The 14,466-nt window shown below is 63.5% G+C and carries 16 protein-coding genes; 14 read left to right on the top strand and 2 right to left on the bottom strand.

Annotation, left to right across the window (positions count from 1 at the left end):
* The 7 genes from M1D89_RS05325 (at position 1) to M1D89_RS05295 (ending at position 6,186) form a co-directional block, all read left to right on the top strand.
* Entirely contained in the window at positions 1-846 is an 846-nt protein-coding gene (locus tag M1D89_RS05325; RefSeq protein WP_498648680.1) for a winged helix-turn-helix domain-containing protein, read from the top strand.
* A gap of 96 nt (positions 847-942) precedes the next feature.
* A complete protein-coding gene (gene bcp / locus M1D89_RS05320; RefSeq protein ID WP_011776131.1) occupies positions 943-1,410 on the top strand; it encodes a thioredoxin-dependent thiol peroxidase in 468 nt (155 codons plus the stop codon).
* A 147-nt stretch (positions 1,411-1,557) separates the two neighbouring features.
* A complete protein-coding gene (locus tag M1D89_RS05315) occupies positions 1,558-2,676 on the top strand; it encodes a PP2C family protein-serine/threonine phosphatase (protein WP_498648678.1) in 1,119 nt (372 codons plus the stop codon).
* A gap of 19 nt (positions 2,677-2,695) precedes the next feature.
* Positions 2,696-4,672 carry a glycosyltransferase family 2 protein gene (locus M1D89_RS05310; protein WP_498648676.1) on the top strand — a complete coding sequence of 659 codons (1,977 nt, stop codon included), beginning with the start codon at positions 2,696-2,698 and terminating at the stop codon, positions 4,670-4,672.
* Positions 4,662-4,994, top strand: a complete 333-nt coding sequence (locus M1D89_RS05305) for an STAS domain-containing protein (protein WP_017199943.1) — start codon at positions 4,662-4,664, stop codon at positions 4,992-4,994. The genes M1D89_RS05310 and M1D89_RS05305 overlap by 11 nt, the downstream gene beginning before the upstream one ends.
* Positions 4,987-5,406, top strand: a complete 420-nt coding sequence (locus tag M1D89_RS05300) for an ATP-binding protein (protein WP_498648673.1) — start codon at positions 4,987-4,989, stop codon at positions 5,404-5,406. The genes M1D89_RS05305 and M1D89_RS05300 overlap by 8 nt, the downstream gene beginning before the upstream one ends.
* A gap of 372 nt (positions 5,407-5,778) precedes the next feature.
* Positions 5,779-6,186, top strand: a complete 408-nt coding sequence (locus M1D89_RS05295) for a hypothetical protein (protein WP_498648672.1) — start codon at positions 5,779-5,781, stop codon at positions 6,184-6,186.
* Positions 6,187-6,283: 97 nt separating this feature from the next.
* On the opposite strand, the gene M1D89_RS05290 is transcribed toward M1D89_RS05295, so the two are convergent.
* Together M1D89_RS05290 and M1D89_RS05285 are read right to left on the bottom strand one after the other, a co-directional pair.
* Entirely contained in the window at positions 6,284-7,378 is a 1,095-nt protein-coding gene (locus M1D89_RS05290) for a pyridoxal-phosphate-dependent aminotransferase family protein (protein ID WP_498648670.1), read from the bottom strand.
* Between the two features lie 26 nt (positions 7,379-7,404).
* Positions 7,405-8,646: an MFS transporter gene (locus M1D89_RS05285; RefSeq protein WP_498648667.1), complete on the bottom strand. Its 1,242-nt coding sequence runs from the start codon at positions 8,644-8,646 to the stop codon at positions 7,405-7,407.
* Between the two features lie 64 nt (positions 8,647-8,710).
* Between M1D89_RS05285 and M1D89_RS05280 the strand changes: the two genes are divergently transcribed.
* From M1D89_RS05280 to purM, 7 genes are all read left to right on the top strand, one after another.
* On the top strand, positions 8,711-9,199 hold the full coding sequence (locus tag M1D89_RS05280) for a winged helix-turn-helix transcriptional regulator (protein ID WP_498648666.1): 489 nt from the start codon (positions 8,711-8,713) through the stop codon (positions 9,197-9,199).
* A 56-nt stretch (positions 9,200-9,255) separates the two neighbouring features.
* Positions 9,256-10,086: a phosphatase PAP2 family protein gene (locus M1D89_RS05275; RefSeq protein ID WP_498648665.1), complete on the top strand. Its 831-nt coding sequence runs from the start codon at positions 9,256-9,258 to the stop codon at positions 10,084-10,086.
* A 154-nt stretch (positions 10,087-10,240) separates the two neighbouring features.
* Positions 10,241-10,750: a 2-oxo-4-hydroxy-4-carboxy-5-ureidoimidazoline decarboxylase gene (uraD, locus tag M1D89_RS05270; RefSeq protein WP_498648663.1), complete on the top strand. Its 510-nt coding sequence runs from the start codon at positions 10,241-10,243 to the stop codon at positions 10,748-10,750.
* A complete protein-coding gene (uraH, locus tag M1D89_RS05265; protein WP_017199951.1) occupies positions 10,747-11,088 on the top strand; it encodes a hydroxyisourate hydrolase in 342 nt (113 codons plus the stop codon). Before uraD ends, uraH begins: the two co-directional genes overlap by 4 nt.
* Positions 11,089-11,180: 92 nt before the next feature.
* Positions 11,181-11,513, top strand: a complete 333-nt coding sequence (locus M1D89_RS05260) for a hypothetical protein (protein ID WP_498648661.1) — start codon at positions 11,181-11,183, stop codon at positions 11,511-11,513.
* Between the two features lie 136 nt (positions 11,514-11,649).
* Entirely contained in the window at positions 11,650-13,281 is a 1,632-nt protein-coding gene (gene purF / locus M1D89_RS05255) for an amidophosphoribosyltransferase (protein WP_091470142.1), read from the top strand.
* Entirely contained in the window at positions 13,278-14,426 is a 1,149-nt protein-coding gene (gene purM, locus M1D89_RS05250) for a phosphoribosylformylglycinamidine cyclo-ligase (RefSeq protein WP_498648659.1), read from the top strand. The genes purF and purM overlap by 4 nt, the downstream gene beginning before the upstream one ends.
* Positions 14,427-14,466: the final 40 nt, after the last annotated feature.

Here is a 14,466-nt window from a genome sequence, read left to right as displayed (position 1 = left end):
ATGGCAGTCAATGCCTACGGGCCACCGCCGTCGCGAGGACCCGCAGCACGCGGCCTCACAGCCCGCGGGTCCTCCGCGGGGCGGCGGAATGGCCTGAATGATCGGAACGGCCTCACCGCACATGGTCTGGCGCTCTGGGTCAACCCGGCCGAGGGCGAGGAGATCGATCCCGCAGTCTGGGAGCGGGCCGCACGTCTTGTGCTGGCCCGCGCCATGAAACTTGCCCCGGAGGCGGAAGTCCGCATCTGGCCCGCCACCGGGGCAGAGCACTCCGGCGTCGGCGACACTTCCTGGGGCGGCACTCCGCAGGAAGCCGCCGACGCCGGTACGAACGGTCCGAGCGCAGGTACCGTCTCACTCGCCGATGCCCTGGCGGAGGCCCGTTTGGAGGCCCGTGCCCGTGGAGGTGCACCCTCGAACGGACAATTCACCAGCGCACGCGAGGGTGAATTGTCCGTTGGCGGGGGCCAGGCCACATCTGGCGACAGCACCGCCGTCGAGCCCGTAAGGTTGGCGAGCCGACGCAGCCAACTTGCGGTGGACCTCGCCGCTGAAGTAGTGCTGCTGGACGGCGAGCCGGTTTCCTTTACTGGCATGGAATACAAGCTGCTCCGGTACCTCGTGGTCAACTGCTCACGGGCCATCAGTCGTGAAGAATTGCAACGTTTTTTGGAGTCATTTGACCTCCCCGGCGCGGCATTTCGCTCGATCGACGTTTATGTTGGAAGGGTGCGGCGGAAGCTAGGCTCCGCCCGACACACCGTCGCCACCGTCCGTGGTGGCGGCTACCAGTTCGTGCCAGGGCCCTATGCCACAGTGCGCGGACCTGCGGAATACAGCATCTAAGTTCGCTGTTGTAAAAGATCAACGCCCGCAATTTGCATGACCGCTGTTGTTTGAAATGAAGGCCGGCTGTTTGCCGGTGAAACGTAAAGGATCGCCATGACCCAGAAACTCCTCGTCGGAACGCAAGCACCTGATTTCGCGCTTCTCGACGCCGACGGCACCAAGGTCTCGCTGTCCGATTACCGCGGACGCAACGTCATTGTCTACTTCTACCCGAAGGCAGCCACCCCCGGCTGCACCACCGAGGCTTGCGACTTCCGCGACAACCTCGCCAGCCTGCAGGGCAAGGGCTACGACGTCATCGGGATCTCCCCGGACGGCCCGGAGGACCTCGCAAAGTTCACCGGTGAATTCGCCCTGACCTTCCCGCTCCTCTCTGACGAAGACCACTCCGTGGCCCTCGCCTACGGCGCTTGGGGCGAGAAGCTGGTTGACGGCGAAATCGTGGAAGGCCTGGTCCGCTCCACTGTTGTCCTCGACGGCGAAGGCACCGTGAAGCTCACCCAGTACCAGGTTTCCGCGCAGGGCCACGTCCAGGCGCTCAAGGAAGAGCTGGGCGTCTAACGCTCTCTCACATCCCACGTGCTTGAGGGGAATCCCTCTCTCACATAACTGCACAAATCGTGTAACGCCCGCCCACTTTTGTGAGCGGGCGTTTCATGTGTCGTGACTAAACGTGACAAATACCCAGCAGCATTAGTTAATGGAGCCATGGTCTCTTCCCCACCCGTGCGCCACGCTGTCGTCGTCGAAGATGACGCTGACATCCGCGGCCTCCTCGTCCTCGTCCTCGAGCAGCTCGATTTCGTGGTGACGGAAGCACCTGACGGTCTCTCCGGCGTCGAAGCTGTCCGCAGAACCAACGCCGAACTGGTGACGCTGGACATCAACCTTCCGGACATCGACGGCATGGAAGTCTGCCGCCGCCTCCGCGAATTCTCGGACGCCTACGTCCTGATGCTCACGGCCCGAGCTGACGAGATTGACCGGCTCAACGGCCTGGACACCGGAGCGGACGACTACATCAACAAGCCGTTCAGCCCCAAAGAACTCCAGGCCCGCATCCGTGCCCTGTTTCGCCGCCCCCGCACCCCTGCCGCGACCCCCGAGGACACCGGCCAAAGCGACGAACTTGCCCGGGCTGCAGTGGTGCAGCAAAGCCTGCTCCCACGCGAAACGGTCCGCCTGAGCGGTTACGACGTCGCTGGCGCCTTCCGCCCGTCGCGCAGCGTGGGTGGGGACTTCTACGACTGGTACCAGACGCGCGACGGCATGCATTTCACCTTCGCGGACGCCATGGGCAAGGGCATGGGTGCGGCCCTCATCGCAGCAACAGTCCGGGCCGTGATGCGTTCAGTTGCGGACACCCCGGCCATCGATGCTGCGTTTGGCTCGGCCAGCGCCACCATTGCCTCGGACCTGGACCAGTCCGGCTCCTTCGTCACCATGTTCCACGCGCGGCTGGACAGCGCCTCGGGCACACTTAGCTATATCGACGCCGGCCATGGGCTTGCGCTGCACGTTCCCGCTGAGGGTGCGGCGCGGAGGCTTGTCTCCGCCGGACCGCCCGTCGGCATCCTGGACGACCAACTGTGGCCCGCTTCTGAACTGGAGCTGGAGCCGGGTGATTCCCTGGTGATCGTCAGCGATGGCGTGCTCGACGCCCACAATTCCTTGGAAGACTTCCAACGGAACGTGGAGAAGGTGGCGCGCAGCGGGGCTACTTCGGACGATGTGTGCGCCGCCCTACTGGAGTTGGCGCCGGCCGCCACTGCCGAAGACGACGTGACCGCCGTCGTCGTACGTCGAAAACCAACAGCAGGACTGTAAACCGCAAAAGGGGGGATTTGTGACACGTTTCTGGACTCGGCTGATCGTTGTGCTGACGGTCATTTTAGGCGTCAACTATGTTGCGTGGCGTTGGATGGCGTCGCTGAACTGGGAGGCGTGGTGGATCGCCGTTCCGTTGGTGATTGCCGAGACGTACAGCCTGATCGACGTCATGTTGTTCGGCCTGACCGTGTGGAACATCAAATTCCGGAAACCGCCGCCCCCTGCCCCAGCCGACGCCACCGTGGACGTCTTCATCACCACGTACAACGAGCCGTTGGACCTGGTGATGACCACGGCTCTGGCGGCCAAGGACATCCGCTGGCCGCACAGCACCTGGATCCTCGACGACGGCGACCGCCCGGAGATGCGCGAACTCGCCGAGTCCAACGGGATCGGCTACGTCACGCGCGGCGCCGACTGGACACCCGACATGCCGCGGCACGCCAAAGCGGGCAACCTGAACAACGCGCTCATGGTCACCTCGGGCGAATACCTGTTGATTCTCGACGCCGACCAGATCCCCGAGCCGGACATCCTGGACAAGACGCTGGGCTACTTCAACGACGACAAGGTGGCGCTCGTCCAGACCCCGCAGTACTTCATCAACGTCCCGGCGGACGACCCCCTGGGCAGCCAGGCTCCCCTGTTCTACGGCCCAATCCAACAGGGCAAGGACGGCTGGAACGCTGCATTCTTCTGCGGGTCCAACGCGATCCTCCGCCGGGAAGCCCTCATGCAGCTGGGCCTGGTGGGCTACGTCAAAGCCACGGAGAAGAGCGTCCGACGAGCCCTCGCTGCCTCGCGCACCGCCATTAAGAAGGCGCGGCGGTCGCCCGAGGCTGAGAACCCGCTCGTGGAGCAAATGCTGAACGACGTGGAAGCCGCCACGGAATCCGCCCAGAAGGAGCTCGAAGCCGGGGCATCCCTCAGCGAAATCACGTACCGGGTCCGACGCCAAGTAGACGACGCCGTCCGCACCCTCGTGGCCGCGGATTTCTCCGCACTCCAGTCCGACCTCGAAGAGATCGCAGCCATGGAACTCGCCCACGTCGGCGAGTCGGGCGTCACCACGGTGGCGAGGGACGCCGTCGACCGTATGTCCGGACGCGACTGGTCCCCCTTGGGTGCGCTCGAGTCGGTTCACGCTGTCCTGGACGCCATCTCGGTGGAACGCACCGACGAAGCCCAGCCGATCATGCCGCTGGCCACCATCTCGGTCACGGAGGACATGGCCACCGCCATGCGTCTCCACGGACTGGGTTGGAAGAGCGTGTACCACCATGAAATCCTCGCCAACGGGCTGGCCCCTGAGGACGTCAAAACCATGCTGACGCAGCGCCTCCGCTGGGCCCAAGGCACCATGCAGGTCCTCCTACGCGAAAACCCGTTGGTCCAGCGTCGGCTCACGTGGGGTCAGCGGCTTATGTACTTCTCCACCATGTGGACGTACCTGAGCGGCTTCGCTGCCGTGGTCTATTTCGCAGCACCCATCATCTATCTGACGCTCGGCATCCTCCCGGTCAACAGCATCAGTTTCGACTTCTTCATCCGCTTCATCCCGTTCATGGTGGTGAACCAACTGCTGTTCCTGGTGGCCGGCCATGGCATTCCCACGTGGCGCGGGCAGCAGTACAGCCTCGCGCTGTTCCCCACGTGGATCAAGGCCTGCACGACGGCGGCCCGGAACGTTTGGTTCGGCCGTCCCCTCGGGTTTGCGGTCACCCCCAAAGCCCGGCAGAGCGGCGGCCCGAGTTGGAGCCTGATCCGGCCGCAGATCATTGTGGCGGTACTGCTGGCCGTGGCGCTCGTTGTTGGCCTTATCCGGCTTCTCGCCGGAATGTCGGAGCCCCTGGGCACACTGGTGAACGTGGCGTGGGTTGCCTTCGACCTGGTGGTCCTGAGCGTGCTGGTCAAAGCAGTTTTGTATAAGGGCTTCGTGCCTGAAGTTGTCGGGCCAGAGCGCCCCGGAGAGAGGAATGCAGATGCAGTTTAGCTATGAGGTCAACGACTCCTACGCGGAGGTGAAGAGCGTGGGCAGGCTGAACATGGTGGCCGCGCCCAAGCTTCGGGAAGTAGTGGCCGAGGTTGTGGCCGGTGGCTCCAGCCGGGTGGTGGTGAACCTGGCAGAAACCGACTTCATGGATTCCTCCGGGCTCGGTGCACTCATCGGCTGCCTCAAAGCTGCACGGCAGGCAGGCGGTGACCTCCGAATCGCAGGAGTGCAGCCGCAGGTCAAAATGGTCCTGGAACTGACCAACATGGACCGGGTGCTCACGGCTTACCCCTCGGCCGAAGCTGCGTTCGGCGATGACTGAGGTAATCGCCCGCCGGGGCTTCCATGGACCGTCCAACGAGGAAGCTATCGAAGCCATCCACAATGAGCTGGACGCCCTGTGGGACGATGCCTCCTTCGTGCCCGACATGGACCGGATGACCTTCGCTACGGCCGTCATCGAGGCTGCGGCGAACATTGTGCAGCATGCGCTTCCTGTGGCGGAGAAGCCCGTGGAGATCGACGTCGACATCAGCGTCCGTCCCACTCGGCTGGTGGCCCGGGTCAGTGCCTTCAACGCCCGTGAACCGTTCGCCAACGACATGCAGGCTTCGATGCCGGACGAGGATGCCGAGTCCGGGCGGGGGTTGGCTCTCATCGAGGCGCTGGTGACCACTGTGACCTTCGAGCGCCAGGACGGTACCAACACGTGGATCCTGACCCGCGACACCTGATCCTCTCTCACCTCCCGCGCGCTTGAGCGCAACGCTCTATCACCTCCCGCGCGCTTGAGCGGAACGCTCTATCACCTCCCGCGCGCTTGAGCGCAACGCTCTATCACCTCCCTCATGCTTCAGGCGCGACGGGTTGTTCTGCCCATCGCCGTGCGACAACTCCGCGTGACAGCATTCGGTGAGATACGCCGTCGAGCGCTAAACGAAACCGGGGACGAAATGAATAGCCGCACGCTTCGAATATCAGCACGCCCCTTCGCGCTGGCCGCTGCCCTTGTCATGGGATTTGTTGGGGTTGCTGGATGCAGCGCCCCGGGCGAAACCAAACGGGAACCCAGCAAGGCGCCTCCTATTACTTCCGAACCTGCTCCTGTGGCTGAGAGCATCGCCAAGTACGACGCTCTGACCGCGGAACTTGTTGCCGCCCTGGAAGCGAAAATGCCCGACATCACCTGGGCCGTGGACGATACGGCAGACATGAGCCCAGCCCAAGACGGCAGATGCATGCTCTATCTGCAAAGCATGCAAAGCAGCGCGGACATCGTGGAACCGTCCAGGAACTTTGAGGATCTCTTCGCTGCGGCCGATCCCGTCTTGGAGAAGCACGGATTCCCTGCCTTCAACGGCATCGATCCCGTTCCCGGCGGGTGGGTGGTAACGCGCAGCACAGATGCTGTGGGTGCCACGGTGAGCATCAGATCAAAGTTCCCGGCCTACCTCGAACTCACAGCCCCGGTTAGGTCCGAGAGCTGCGACCCGAAGGAGATTCCCGCGAGTTGATGCAAACCCGCGGGACATGAGAGAGCGACCCACCCAAACCCGCGGGACGTGAAAGAGCGACCCACCCAAACCCGCGAGATGTGAGAGAGCGTGCGGGCTAGGCTTTCGCGATTGCCTCTTTCAGCGCTCCCAGCACCAGCGTGACAGAAGCGCTGTTGGCGTTCGGGCCCATCATGCCGATGCGCCACACAGTGTCCGCGAACTCCCCGACACCCGAGCCGATTTCCATACTGAAGTTCTCCAGAAGGTAAGCGCGGACGGCAGCCGAGTTGACGCCGTCGGGCACTTTCACGGTGGTGAGGCTCGGCAACCGGGCCCCTTCGGCAGCGAATAATTCGAGCCCCATCTCCTGAAGCCCAGCCTGCAAAGCCGCGCCAGCGGCACGGTGCCGGGCCTGCACATTCTCAAGACCCTCTGCAAGGATGCGGTCCAAGGCGGCCTCGAGCCCGGCGATCATGGTGACCGGCGCGGTGTGGTGATACGTCCGGGCGCCGCTGGCCGCACCGACGTACCCGCCCAGCAGCCCGATATCGAGGTACCAGGAGCGCGGATCTTTGACGCGGCGCTCAAAGGCGCGGTCGGAAACGGTGAACGGCGAAAGTCCCGGCGGCACACCGAGGCATTTCTGCGTTCCGGCGTATCCGACGTCGATCCCCCAGTCGTCTGCCCGGAGCTCAAGTCCGCCGATGGACGTGACGGCGTCGGTGATCAACAGGGCGTCGCCCTTGCCGGCACCCAGCGCGGCTATGTCTGAGAGCACGCCCACGGAAGTCTCGGCGTGGACGGCCGCGATCACCTTGGGATTCGGGTGTGCCGAGAGCACACGCTCGGCATCTACGGGCTGGCCCCACTCGTGATCGACGCGGACCACCGTGGCCCCGCAACGCCGGGCGACTTCACACATGCGCGCCCCGAAGAGTCCGTTGACGGCGATCACTGCCACGTCGCCGTCGGACACGGTGTTCACGAAAGCAGCTTCCATCCCGCCGGAACCTGTGGCACTCAACGGAAGGGTCCGCGCATTGGACGTGCCCCAGACGGTCCGGAGGCCTTCGCAGGCGTGGTCGAGCCGTTCGATGAAAACAGGATCAAGGTGGCCGAGCACGGGATAGGCCAGGGCAGCCATGGCTTCGGGATAGCAATTGCTCGGCCCGGGGCCGAACAGGAACCTGGACGTCAGAATGTGCGGCATGTGCGAACTCCTTCAGCTGGTTGAGGTCATTCTGCCGCAGCTTGGTGGACGGAGCGAACCATGCCAGCATGCGTCTTGAGGCGCCGAGCCCGGTCGACGCCCCAGATCACCAAAGCGCCCAGCGCAAACCCTGCCCCAAGAACGCTGGCACCGGTCCAACCCCAGGCGTCAAATGCCGGCGCAACGGAGGCGGCCCCCACGGCACTGCCCACCGAGTAGAACACCATGTAGCTGCCGATGATGCTGCTGGCTGACTCTTCAGCGCCGGACACGATGAGTGTTTGGCTGCTGACGTGGACGGACTGCACCGCGGCGTCGAGCACGATGATGCCGGCGATGAACCAGATCAGCGACCAACTTCCCAGGGACAACGCGAGCCACGAGCCCAGGAGCGCCACCAAGCTCAACCCGGTGACCCGTTGCCCCCACCCACGATCCGCGGCAGCACCAGCTCCGGATGCAGCCAGTATCCCGACTAGGCCAGCCAGCCCGAAGAGCCCAACAGTACCCGGCGTCAGGTTCCACGCAGGTCCGCTGAGTAGCAGCGACATGCCGCTCCACAGAACCCCGAAGGACGCAAACAGCAGCATGGTGATGAGCGCGCGGGTACGGAAAACGGGATTGCGGCGCGTCAGGACCGCCACTGATGAAACAGCCTGCCGATAGCGCACTTCGCCCTTTGGAGCCGGCTCCCGGGGCATGGCGCGGAGGACTGCCAGCGACAGGACCACAGCAACTGCCGCGGCAAAGACGTAAACCGACCTCCAACCCCATAGCTCCGCCATGCCGCCCGCCACGGTGCGCGCCAGGATGAGGCCACTCACGACGCCGGCGGTGACAGTTCCGATGTTTCCGCCCCTTTGGTCCGGGGTACTGGAAGCGGCGGTGCAGGCGACGATGGTCTGCACCACGGAAGAGGCCAACCCGAGTATCCCGAACGCCACCAGCAAGGCTGTTTGGGATGAGGCAAGGGCGACGGCACAAGCACCCACGGCGCTTGCTGCCACCTGAACGGTGATGAGTAGGGGGCGGTCCACCATGTCTCCCAATGGCACCAGGAGAACCAGTCCAAGGAGATACCCGGCTTGGGATGAAGCCACGACCCATCCGATCCTTGCCACGGAGATATCCACGTCGGCACCGATGCGCTCCAGGAGGGGCTGGGCGTAGTAGATGTTCGACACCATGAACCCGGCCACGACGGCGAGCAGCAGCAAAAGGCCACGGTTTACTCCCTGCGTGGATTTCGTCAGCTGATCACTGCTCATTTTTCCGGCCCCCAACTATTCGGTTTCAATATGCAACCATCTGAGGCTATGCCAGAATGGTTTCATGTTGCAACCAGTCGAGATCGTGTGGACCGAATCTGAATGCCCCGCAGCCAGGGCAGCTGACCTCGTGGGCGACAAGTGGATCCTGCTGATCATTCGGGATTCATTGGACGGCAAACGGCGCTTTTCAGAATTCGAGAGGTCGCTGGGAGTGGCGAAGAACATCCTTTCGGACCGCCTCCGCCTCCTCGTGGACAGGGGCGTCCTCACCAGAACCCCCAACGATCGCGGGACACGCAGTGAATATGAGCTAACAAGCGCGGGCCGCGACCTCTTCACCTTGATTCTCAGCCTGCGGCAATGGGGCGAACGCAACGCCTTCGGTGCCGAGGAAGCCCATTCCACCCTCGTAGACCCTGCGACAGGTGAGCCGGTCCCGCAACTCCGCCCACTCCGGGAAAGCGGCGCGGAGCTCACACCGGAACAGACACTGCTGGTCAAAGTTGGCGAATCGCTGCCGCAAGAGCCTGCCACCCAGGAACCCTCCTAGGCCAAACTGCTAAGGTTACTCACCAATACTGAGGCCGCCACGGATAGGGGACGAGAGTGACGACTGAAGGCAAAGAAGCGCCCGAGCAAGGCGTCAGCGGCGAGGTCAGCCAGGACCGATTCGTCGCCGGACAGGACCTTACGCGCTGGAAATCTCCTGCGGGCCGGGTGCTGGCCGGAGGTGCCGAAAAGGTCACATCGCTGCTCGGTCCCTATGCGGCACTGATCATCACCCTTATTGTGGGCCTTGCCGTCACGTTGTCCCTGGCTCTGGTCTTCGGCGAGGTCTACGAGTCCGTGACCGATGCTGACGGCGTGGCCGGACTGGACGATCCCGTACTGGCGGCAGCCAAATCGGCGCGCTCCCCCGCCTTGGACATGGCAACCACGGCTTATACCAATATTGGCGGCACAGTGGGTATGCCCATCATCGCTGTGGGCATCATGATTTTCCTGGCAACCAAACGGCGATCGTGGACACCCGTCATCTTGATGCTCGCCGCCGGGCTGGGTTCGCTGGTCATCACCATCCTGGGCAAGCCGCTTTTCGGCCGCGCCCGCCCGGACCTCGTCGATGCCATTCCTCCCTACGAACACTCGGCGTCATTCCCCAGCGGCCATTCGCTCAACTCGATCGTGATCGCGGGAATCGTGGCGTACTTGATCATCCTCAGGCTCAAGACCGCCAAAGCGAGGGTCATCACTGTGCTCCTGGCAGCAGCGTTCGCTTTCACCATGGGCCTAAGCCGTGTCTATCTGGGTCATCACTGGCTGACGGATGTCCTTGCAGCCTGGGCCATTGGCATTGCTTGGCTGACGTTGGTGATTACCGCGCACCGCCTGTACCTCACGGTCCGGACACGCCGTCACAGGGCGGTAGTCTCTTGACACCAGCCCGTTCACTCGGCTTAACTAATTACGTATGCTGAAATAACAGTTCCATGATGCGGAAGCTTGAAGCACGGGCTTCCTCCTGCACCAACAGGAGTTCCGCATAGCCCACACCATGGATGCCAGCATTTTGCATGAGGATGACACAAGCATGGAGCTTGCAGTATTCAACAGTGTTGACCGGGACGAGGCTATCAGGACCCTGACCCCTTGCCTGGACATCCGCCGCTGGGTGGAAACCATCGTGGACGCGCGCCCCTACGCCAGCGTCGACGAACTGCTGGGGCAGGCCCAGCGTGCCGCCGAACCGTTCACTGCTGCCGAGGTGGAGTCCGCCATGGCGCACCACCCCCGGATCGGCGAACGCCCCAAGGCCCAGACCACCGAGGCGGCCATGTCGCGTTCGGAGCAGGCTGGCGTGGATCCCGGCGACAACCAAACAACAGCCGCACTCGCCGAGGGTAACCGGGCGTACGAGGAAAAATTCGGCAGGGTCTTCCTGATCCGCGCCGCAGGTCGCAGCGCGCAGGAAATGCTCGGCGCCCTCCAGGAACGCCTCACCCACACCCCGGAAGAAGAAGACACGATCGTGGCCGGCCAGCTACGGGAGATCGCACTGCTGCGCCTCTCCGGACTGATCAGCGAAGGAGTCAACGCATGAGCGTTTCACAAGTAACAACCCACATCCTGGACACCGGTTCCGGACGCCCGGCGGCGGGTGTCGCCGTCGTACTTTACGTCCGGGAAGGTGACGACTGGACCCTGGTGGCGAAGGGCGAAACCGACGCCGATGGCCGCATCAAGACCCTTGGTCCCGAACGGATTCCCGGTGGTGCTTACCGCCTGAACTTCGCCACCGGCGCCTACTACGAGGGCCTCGGCACCGAGACGTTCTTCCCCGAAGTTGACCTGAACTTCACAGTTTCCGACGCCGGTGAGCACTACCACGTGCCGCTCCTGCTGAGCCCCTTCGCGTTTTCGACCTACCGCGGCAGCTAACCCACCCCTGTCGACTTCACAGATAAACCCCATGTTTTCCGAAAACATGGGGTTTATCTGTCACTTGGGCCGGGAAAGGTACGCTTGAAGGCATGGCTTCAGAGGACACCACCCCCAACTCCGCCCGCCGCGAGATCACGGTTCGCCGGGCACCCAAGTTCGTACCCTTCATGATTTTGGGAGCCGTGATTGGTGCAATCGTGGCCGCAATCATCGCCTACGGCCGCCAAACCGACCCCGCTTTTGATGCCGGCACGGTGTTCGGATTCTTCCTCATCGTCTGCGCAGGCGGCGGCGTGATCCTGTTCTCCATCTTCGCCCTGATCCTGGACCGCCTCAGCGTCAAGCGCACCCAGCGCGCCGTGGTGGAGCCCGTTCCGGACTCGGTTCCGGATGAAGGACCAGAGAACGACGACGTCCGCTAAGTCAGGCGCCCGGCCCGCCTCTTCACAGGGGTACCGAATGTGAGACACACCGCATTTTCGCGGGAACACGCCAGTTCAAGGGGTCACATAGGCAACGGGGGAACGTACCACGGCCACAACATGAGACAATCGACCAGTGGCACGTGGCGACGGAAAACTTTCTCATGATCTTCTCCCCGGCGAAAAAGGCCCTCAGGACGCTTGTGGCGTCTTTGGGGTTTGGGCTCCCGGTGAAGAAGTAGCAAAACTCACCTATTACGGGCTGTATGCGCTGCAGCACCGCGGACAAGAATCGGCTGGTATCGCTACCAGTGACGGCAAGCGCATCAATGTCTATAAGGACATGGGCCTTGTGTCCCAGGTCTTCGATGAGACAACCCTGAACACCCTTACCGGGCACCTGGCCGTTGGCCACTGCCGGTATTCCACCACCGGTGCAAGCCACTGGGCCAACGCGCAGCCAACCCTGGGTGCGACAGCAACCGGCACGGTTGCCTTGGCTCACAACGGCAACCTGACCAACACCGCTGAGCTTCGGGAAATGATCCTTGAGCGCAACGACGGCCAGCTGACCGGTGAGATGAAGCAGGGCAATACCTCGGACACCGCACTGGTGACCGCTCTCCTCGAGGGCGAAGAGGGCAAGACCCTGGAACAGACCGCCCTGGAGCTCCTGCCCAAGATCAAGGGTGGCTTCTGCTTCGTCTTCATGGATGAAGGAACCCTCTACGCAGCCCGCGATACTTACGGCATCCGTCCGCTGTGCTTGGGCCGCCTGGAGCGCGGCTGGGTTGTCGCCTCCGAGCAGGCTGGTCTGGCCACCGTTGGTGCGAGCTTCATCCGTGAAATCGAGCCCGGCGAGTTCATCGCCATCGACGAGGACGGCGTCCGTTCGCAGCGCTTCGCCGAGGCAACCCCCGCCGGCTGTGTCTTCGAATACGTCTACCTCGCCCGCCCGGATGCTGCCATCGCCGGCCGCTCCGTATACGAGGCCCGCGTGGAAATGGGCCGCCAGCTGGCCCGCGAAAACACCCACGAGGCAGACCTTGTTATCCCGGTGCCCGAGTCAGGCACACCCGCCGCTGTGGGCTACGCAGAGCAGTCCGGCATTCCGTTTGCGCACGGCTTCGTCAAGAACGCCTACGTGGGCCGCACATTCATCCAGCCGTCGCAGACCCTGCGCCAGCTGGGTATCCGTCTCAAGCTCAACGCCTTGGAATCCGTGATCCGTGGCAAGCGGATTGTGGTGGTGGATGACTCGATCGTCCGCGGCAACACCCAGCGGGCCATCGTTCGGATGCTCCGCGAAGCCGGTGCCGCCGCTGTGCACGTCAAGATTTCCTCTCCCCCGGTTCAGTGGCCCTGCTTCTACGGCATCGACTTCGCGTCCCGCGCGGAACTCATCGCCAACGGCGCCACCATCGAGGAGATCTCCCAGGCAATCGGCGCTGACTCGCTGGCCTATATCTCCGAAGACGGCATGATCGGCGCTACCCAGCAGCCGCGTGAGCGCCTCTGCACGGCCTGCTTCACCGGCAAGTACCCCATCGAGCTGCCGCACGCGGACAAGTTGGGCAAGAACCTGCTGGAGCGCACCGACCTGGGCGGCCTGCCTGCTGCAGACGAGGCCGCTTCCGTGGACGATTCCGAGGACCCTGCCGAGAAGCCGGGCGCCACGGGTTGCGATCCCGGACCTGACGCCGAATTCGAAAACCTGCTTACCGACGCTGATCGTTTGACCGACGCCGACAAGAAAGAGTCTGTATGAGCTCCGCAACACCCGCCGCTGAGAATAACTCCGGTATCACCTACGCCTCCGCGGGTGTCGACGTCGAAGCGGGAGACCGCGCAGTCGAACTCATGAAGGGAGCCATCAAGGCGACCCATAACTCTTCGGTGATTGGCGGCGTCGGCGGTTTCGCTGGCCTGTACGACGTCTCCCAGCTGCTGAGCTACAAGAAGCCCCTGCTGGCGACGTCCACTGACGGTGTTGGCACCAAGGTGGCTATCGCTCAGGCCATGGACATCCACGACACCATCGGTTTTGACCTGGTGGGCATGGTGGTGGACGACATCGTTGTGGTGGGTGCCGAACCCCTCTACATGACCGACTACATCGCTTGCGGCAAGGTTGTCCCGGAGCGCATCGCGGACATCGTCCGCGGTATCGCGGCTGCGTGTTCCGTTGCCGGCACCGCCTTGGTGGGTGGCGAAACCGCTGAGCACCCGGGTCTCCTGGGTGAGCACGAGTACGACGTCGCGGGTGCCGCAACAGGCATCGTCGAAGCAGACGCCCTGCTCGGCCCGGACCGCGTCCGCGCTGGCGACGTCGTCATCGGCATGGCGTCCTCCGGCCTGCACTCCAACGGCTACTCCCTGGTCCGCCGCGTCATCAACCACGCCGGCTGGGCACTGGACCGCCAGGTCTCCGAACTCGGCCGCACGCTGGGCGAAGAACTCCTGGAGCCCACGCGCGTTTACGCCGCTGACTGCCTTGACCTCGCCCGCACCTTCCCTGTCACGGGCGGCGCAGCAGTGCACGGTTTCAGCCACGTCACCGGTGGCGGCCTCGCTGCCAACCTGGCCCGTGTCCTCCCGCAGGGCCTCGTAGCCACGGTGGACCGCAACACCTGGGAATTGCCCGCGATCTTCAAGCTGGTTTCCGAGCTCGGCAACGTTCCCCTGGCCGACTTGGAGCGCACGCTGAACCTTGGCGTGGGCATGGTTGCCATTGTTTCCGCCGAAGCAGCCGACGCTGCAGTGGCCCGCCTCAATGACCGCGGCCTGCCGTCCTGGGTCATGGGTACCGTTTCTGCTGACAGCGACTCGATCGACAAGACCGGCCCGGACTACGTCCAAGGTGCCAAGGGCGTCGACGGCGGCGCTGTCCGTTTGGTGAATGCCTACGCCTAAGCGCGTTATCGCTTCATAAAGAGAGTGGCCGGGTAGTCTT

The sequence above is a fragment of the Arthrobacter sp. D3-18 genome, assembly GCF_054408525.1.
Note: the sequence above shows the minus strand (reverse complement) of the source record. Positions and strands in the feature narration are given on the sequence as shown.

Bases quoted from the DNA above. Each gene is read 5' to 3' on its own strand.
- uraD (WP_498648663.1), top strand. From the start codon at position 10,241: ATGGAGCTTGCAGTATTCAACAGTGTTGACCGGGACGAGGCTATCAGG.
- M1D89_RS05315 (WP_498648678.1), top strand. From the start codon at position 1,558: ATGGTCTCTTCCCCACCCGTGCGCCACGCTGTCGTCGTCGAAGATGAC.
- M1D89_RS05280 (WP_498648666.1), top strand. From the start codon at position 8,711: ATGTTGCAACCAGTCGAGATCGTGTGGACCGAATCTGAATGCCCCGCA.
- M1D89_RS05325 (WP_498648680.1), top strand. From the start codon at position 1: ATGGCAGTCAATGCCTACGGGCCACCGCCGTCGCGAGGACCCGCAGCA.
- M1D89_RS05300 (WP_498648673.1), top strand. From the start codon at position 4,987: ATGACTGAGGTAATCGCCCGCCGGGGCTTCCATGGACCGTCCAACGAG.
- M1D89_RS05260 (WP_498648661.1), top strand. From the start codon at position 11,181: ATGGCTTCAGAGGACACCACCCCCAACTCCGCCCGCCGCGAGATCACG.
- M1D89_RS05285 (WP_498648667.1), bottom strand. From the start codon at position 8,646: ATGAGCAGTGATCAGCTGACGAAATCCACGCAGGGAGTAAACCGTGGC.
- purM (WP_498648659.1), top strand. From the start codon at position 13,278: ATGAGCTCCGCAACACCCGCCGCTGAGAATAACTCCGGTATCACCTAC.
- M1D89_RS05290 (WP_498648670.1), bottom strand. From the start codon at position 7,378: ATGCCGCACATTCTGACGTCCAGGTTCCTGTTCGGCCCCGGGCCGAGC.
- M1D89_RS05305 (WP_017199943.1), top strand. From the start codon at position 4,662: ATGCAGTTTAGCTATGAGGTCAACGACTCCTACGCGGAGGTGAAGAGC.
- bcp (WP_011776131.1), top strand. From the start codon at position 943: ATGACCCAGAAACTCCTCGTCGGAACGCAAGCACCTGATTTCGCGCTT.
- uraH (WP_017199951.1), top strand. From the start codon at position 10,747: ATGAGCGTTTCACAAGTAACAACCCACATCCTGGACACCGGTTCCGGA.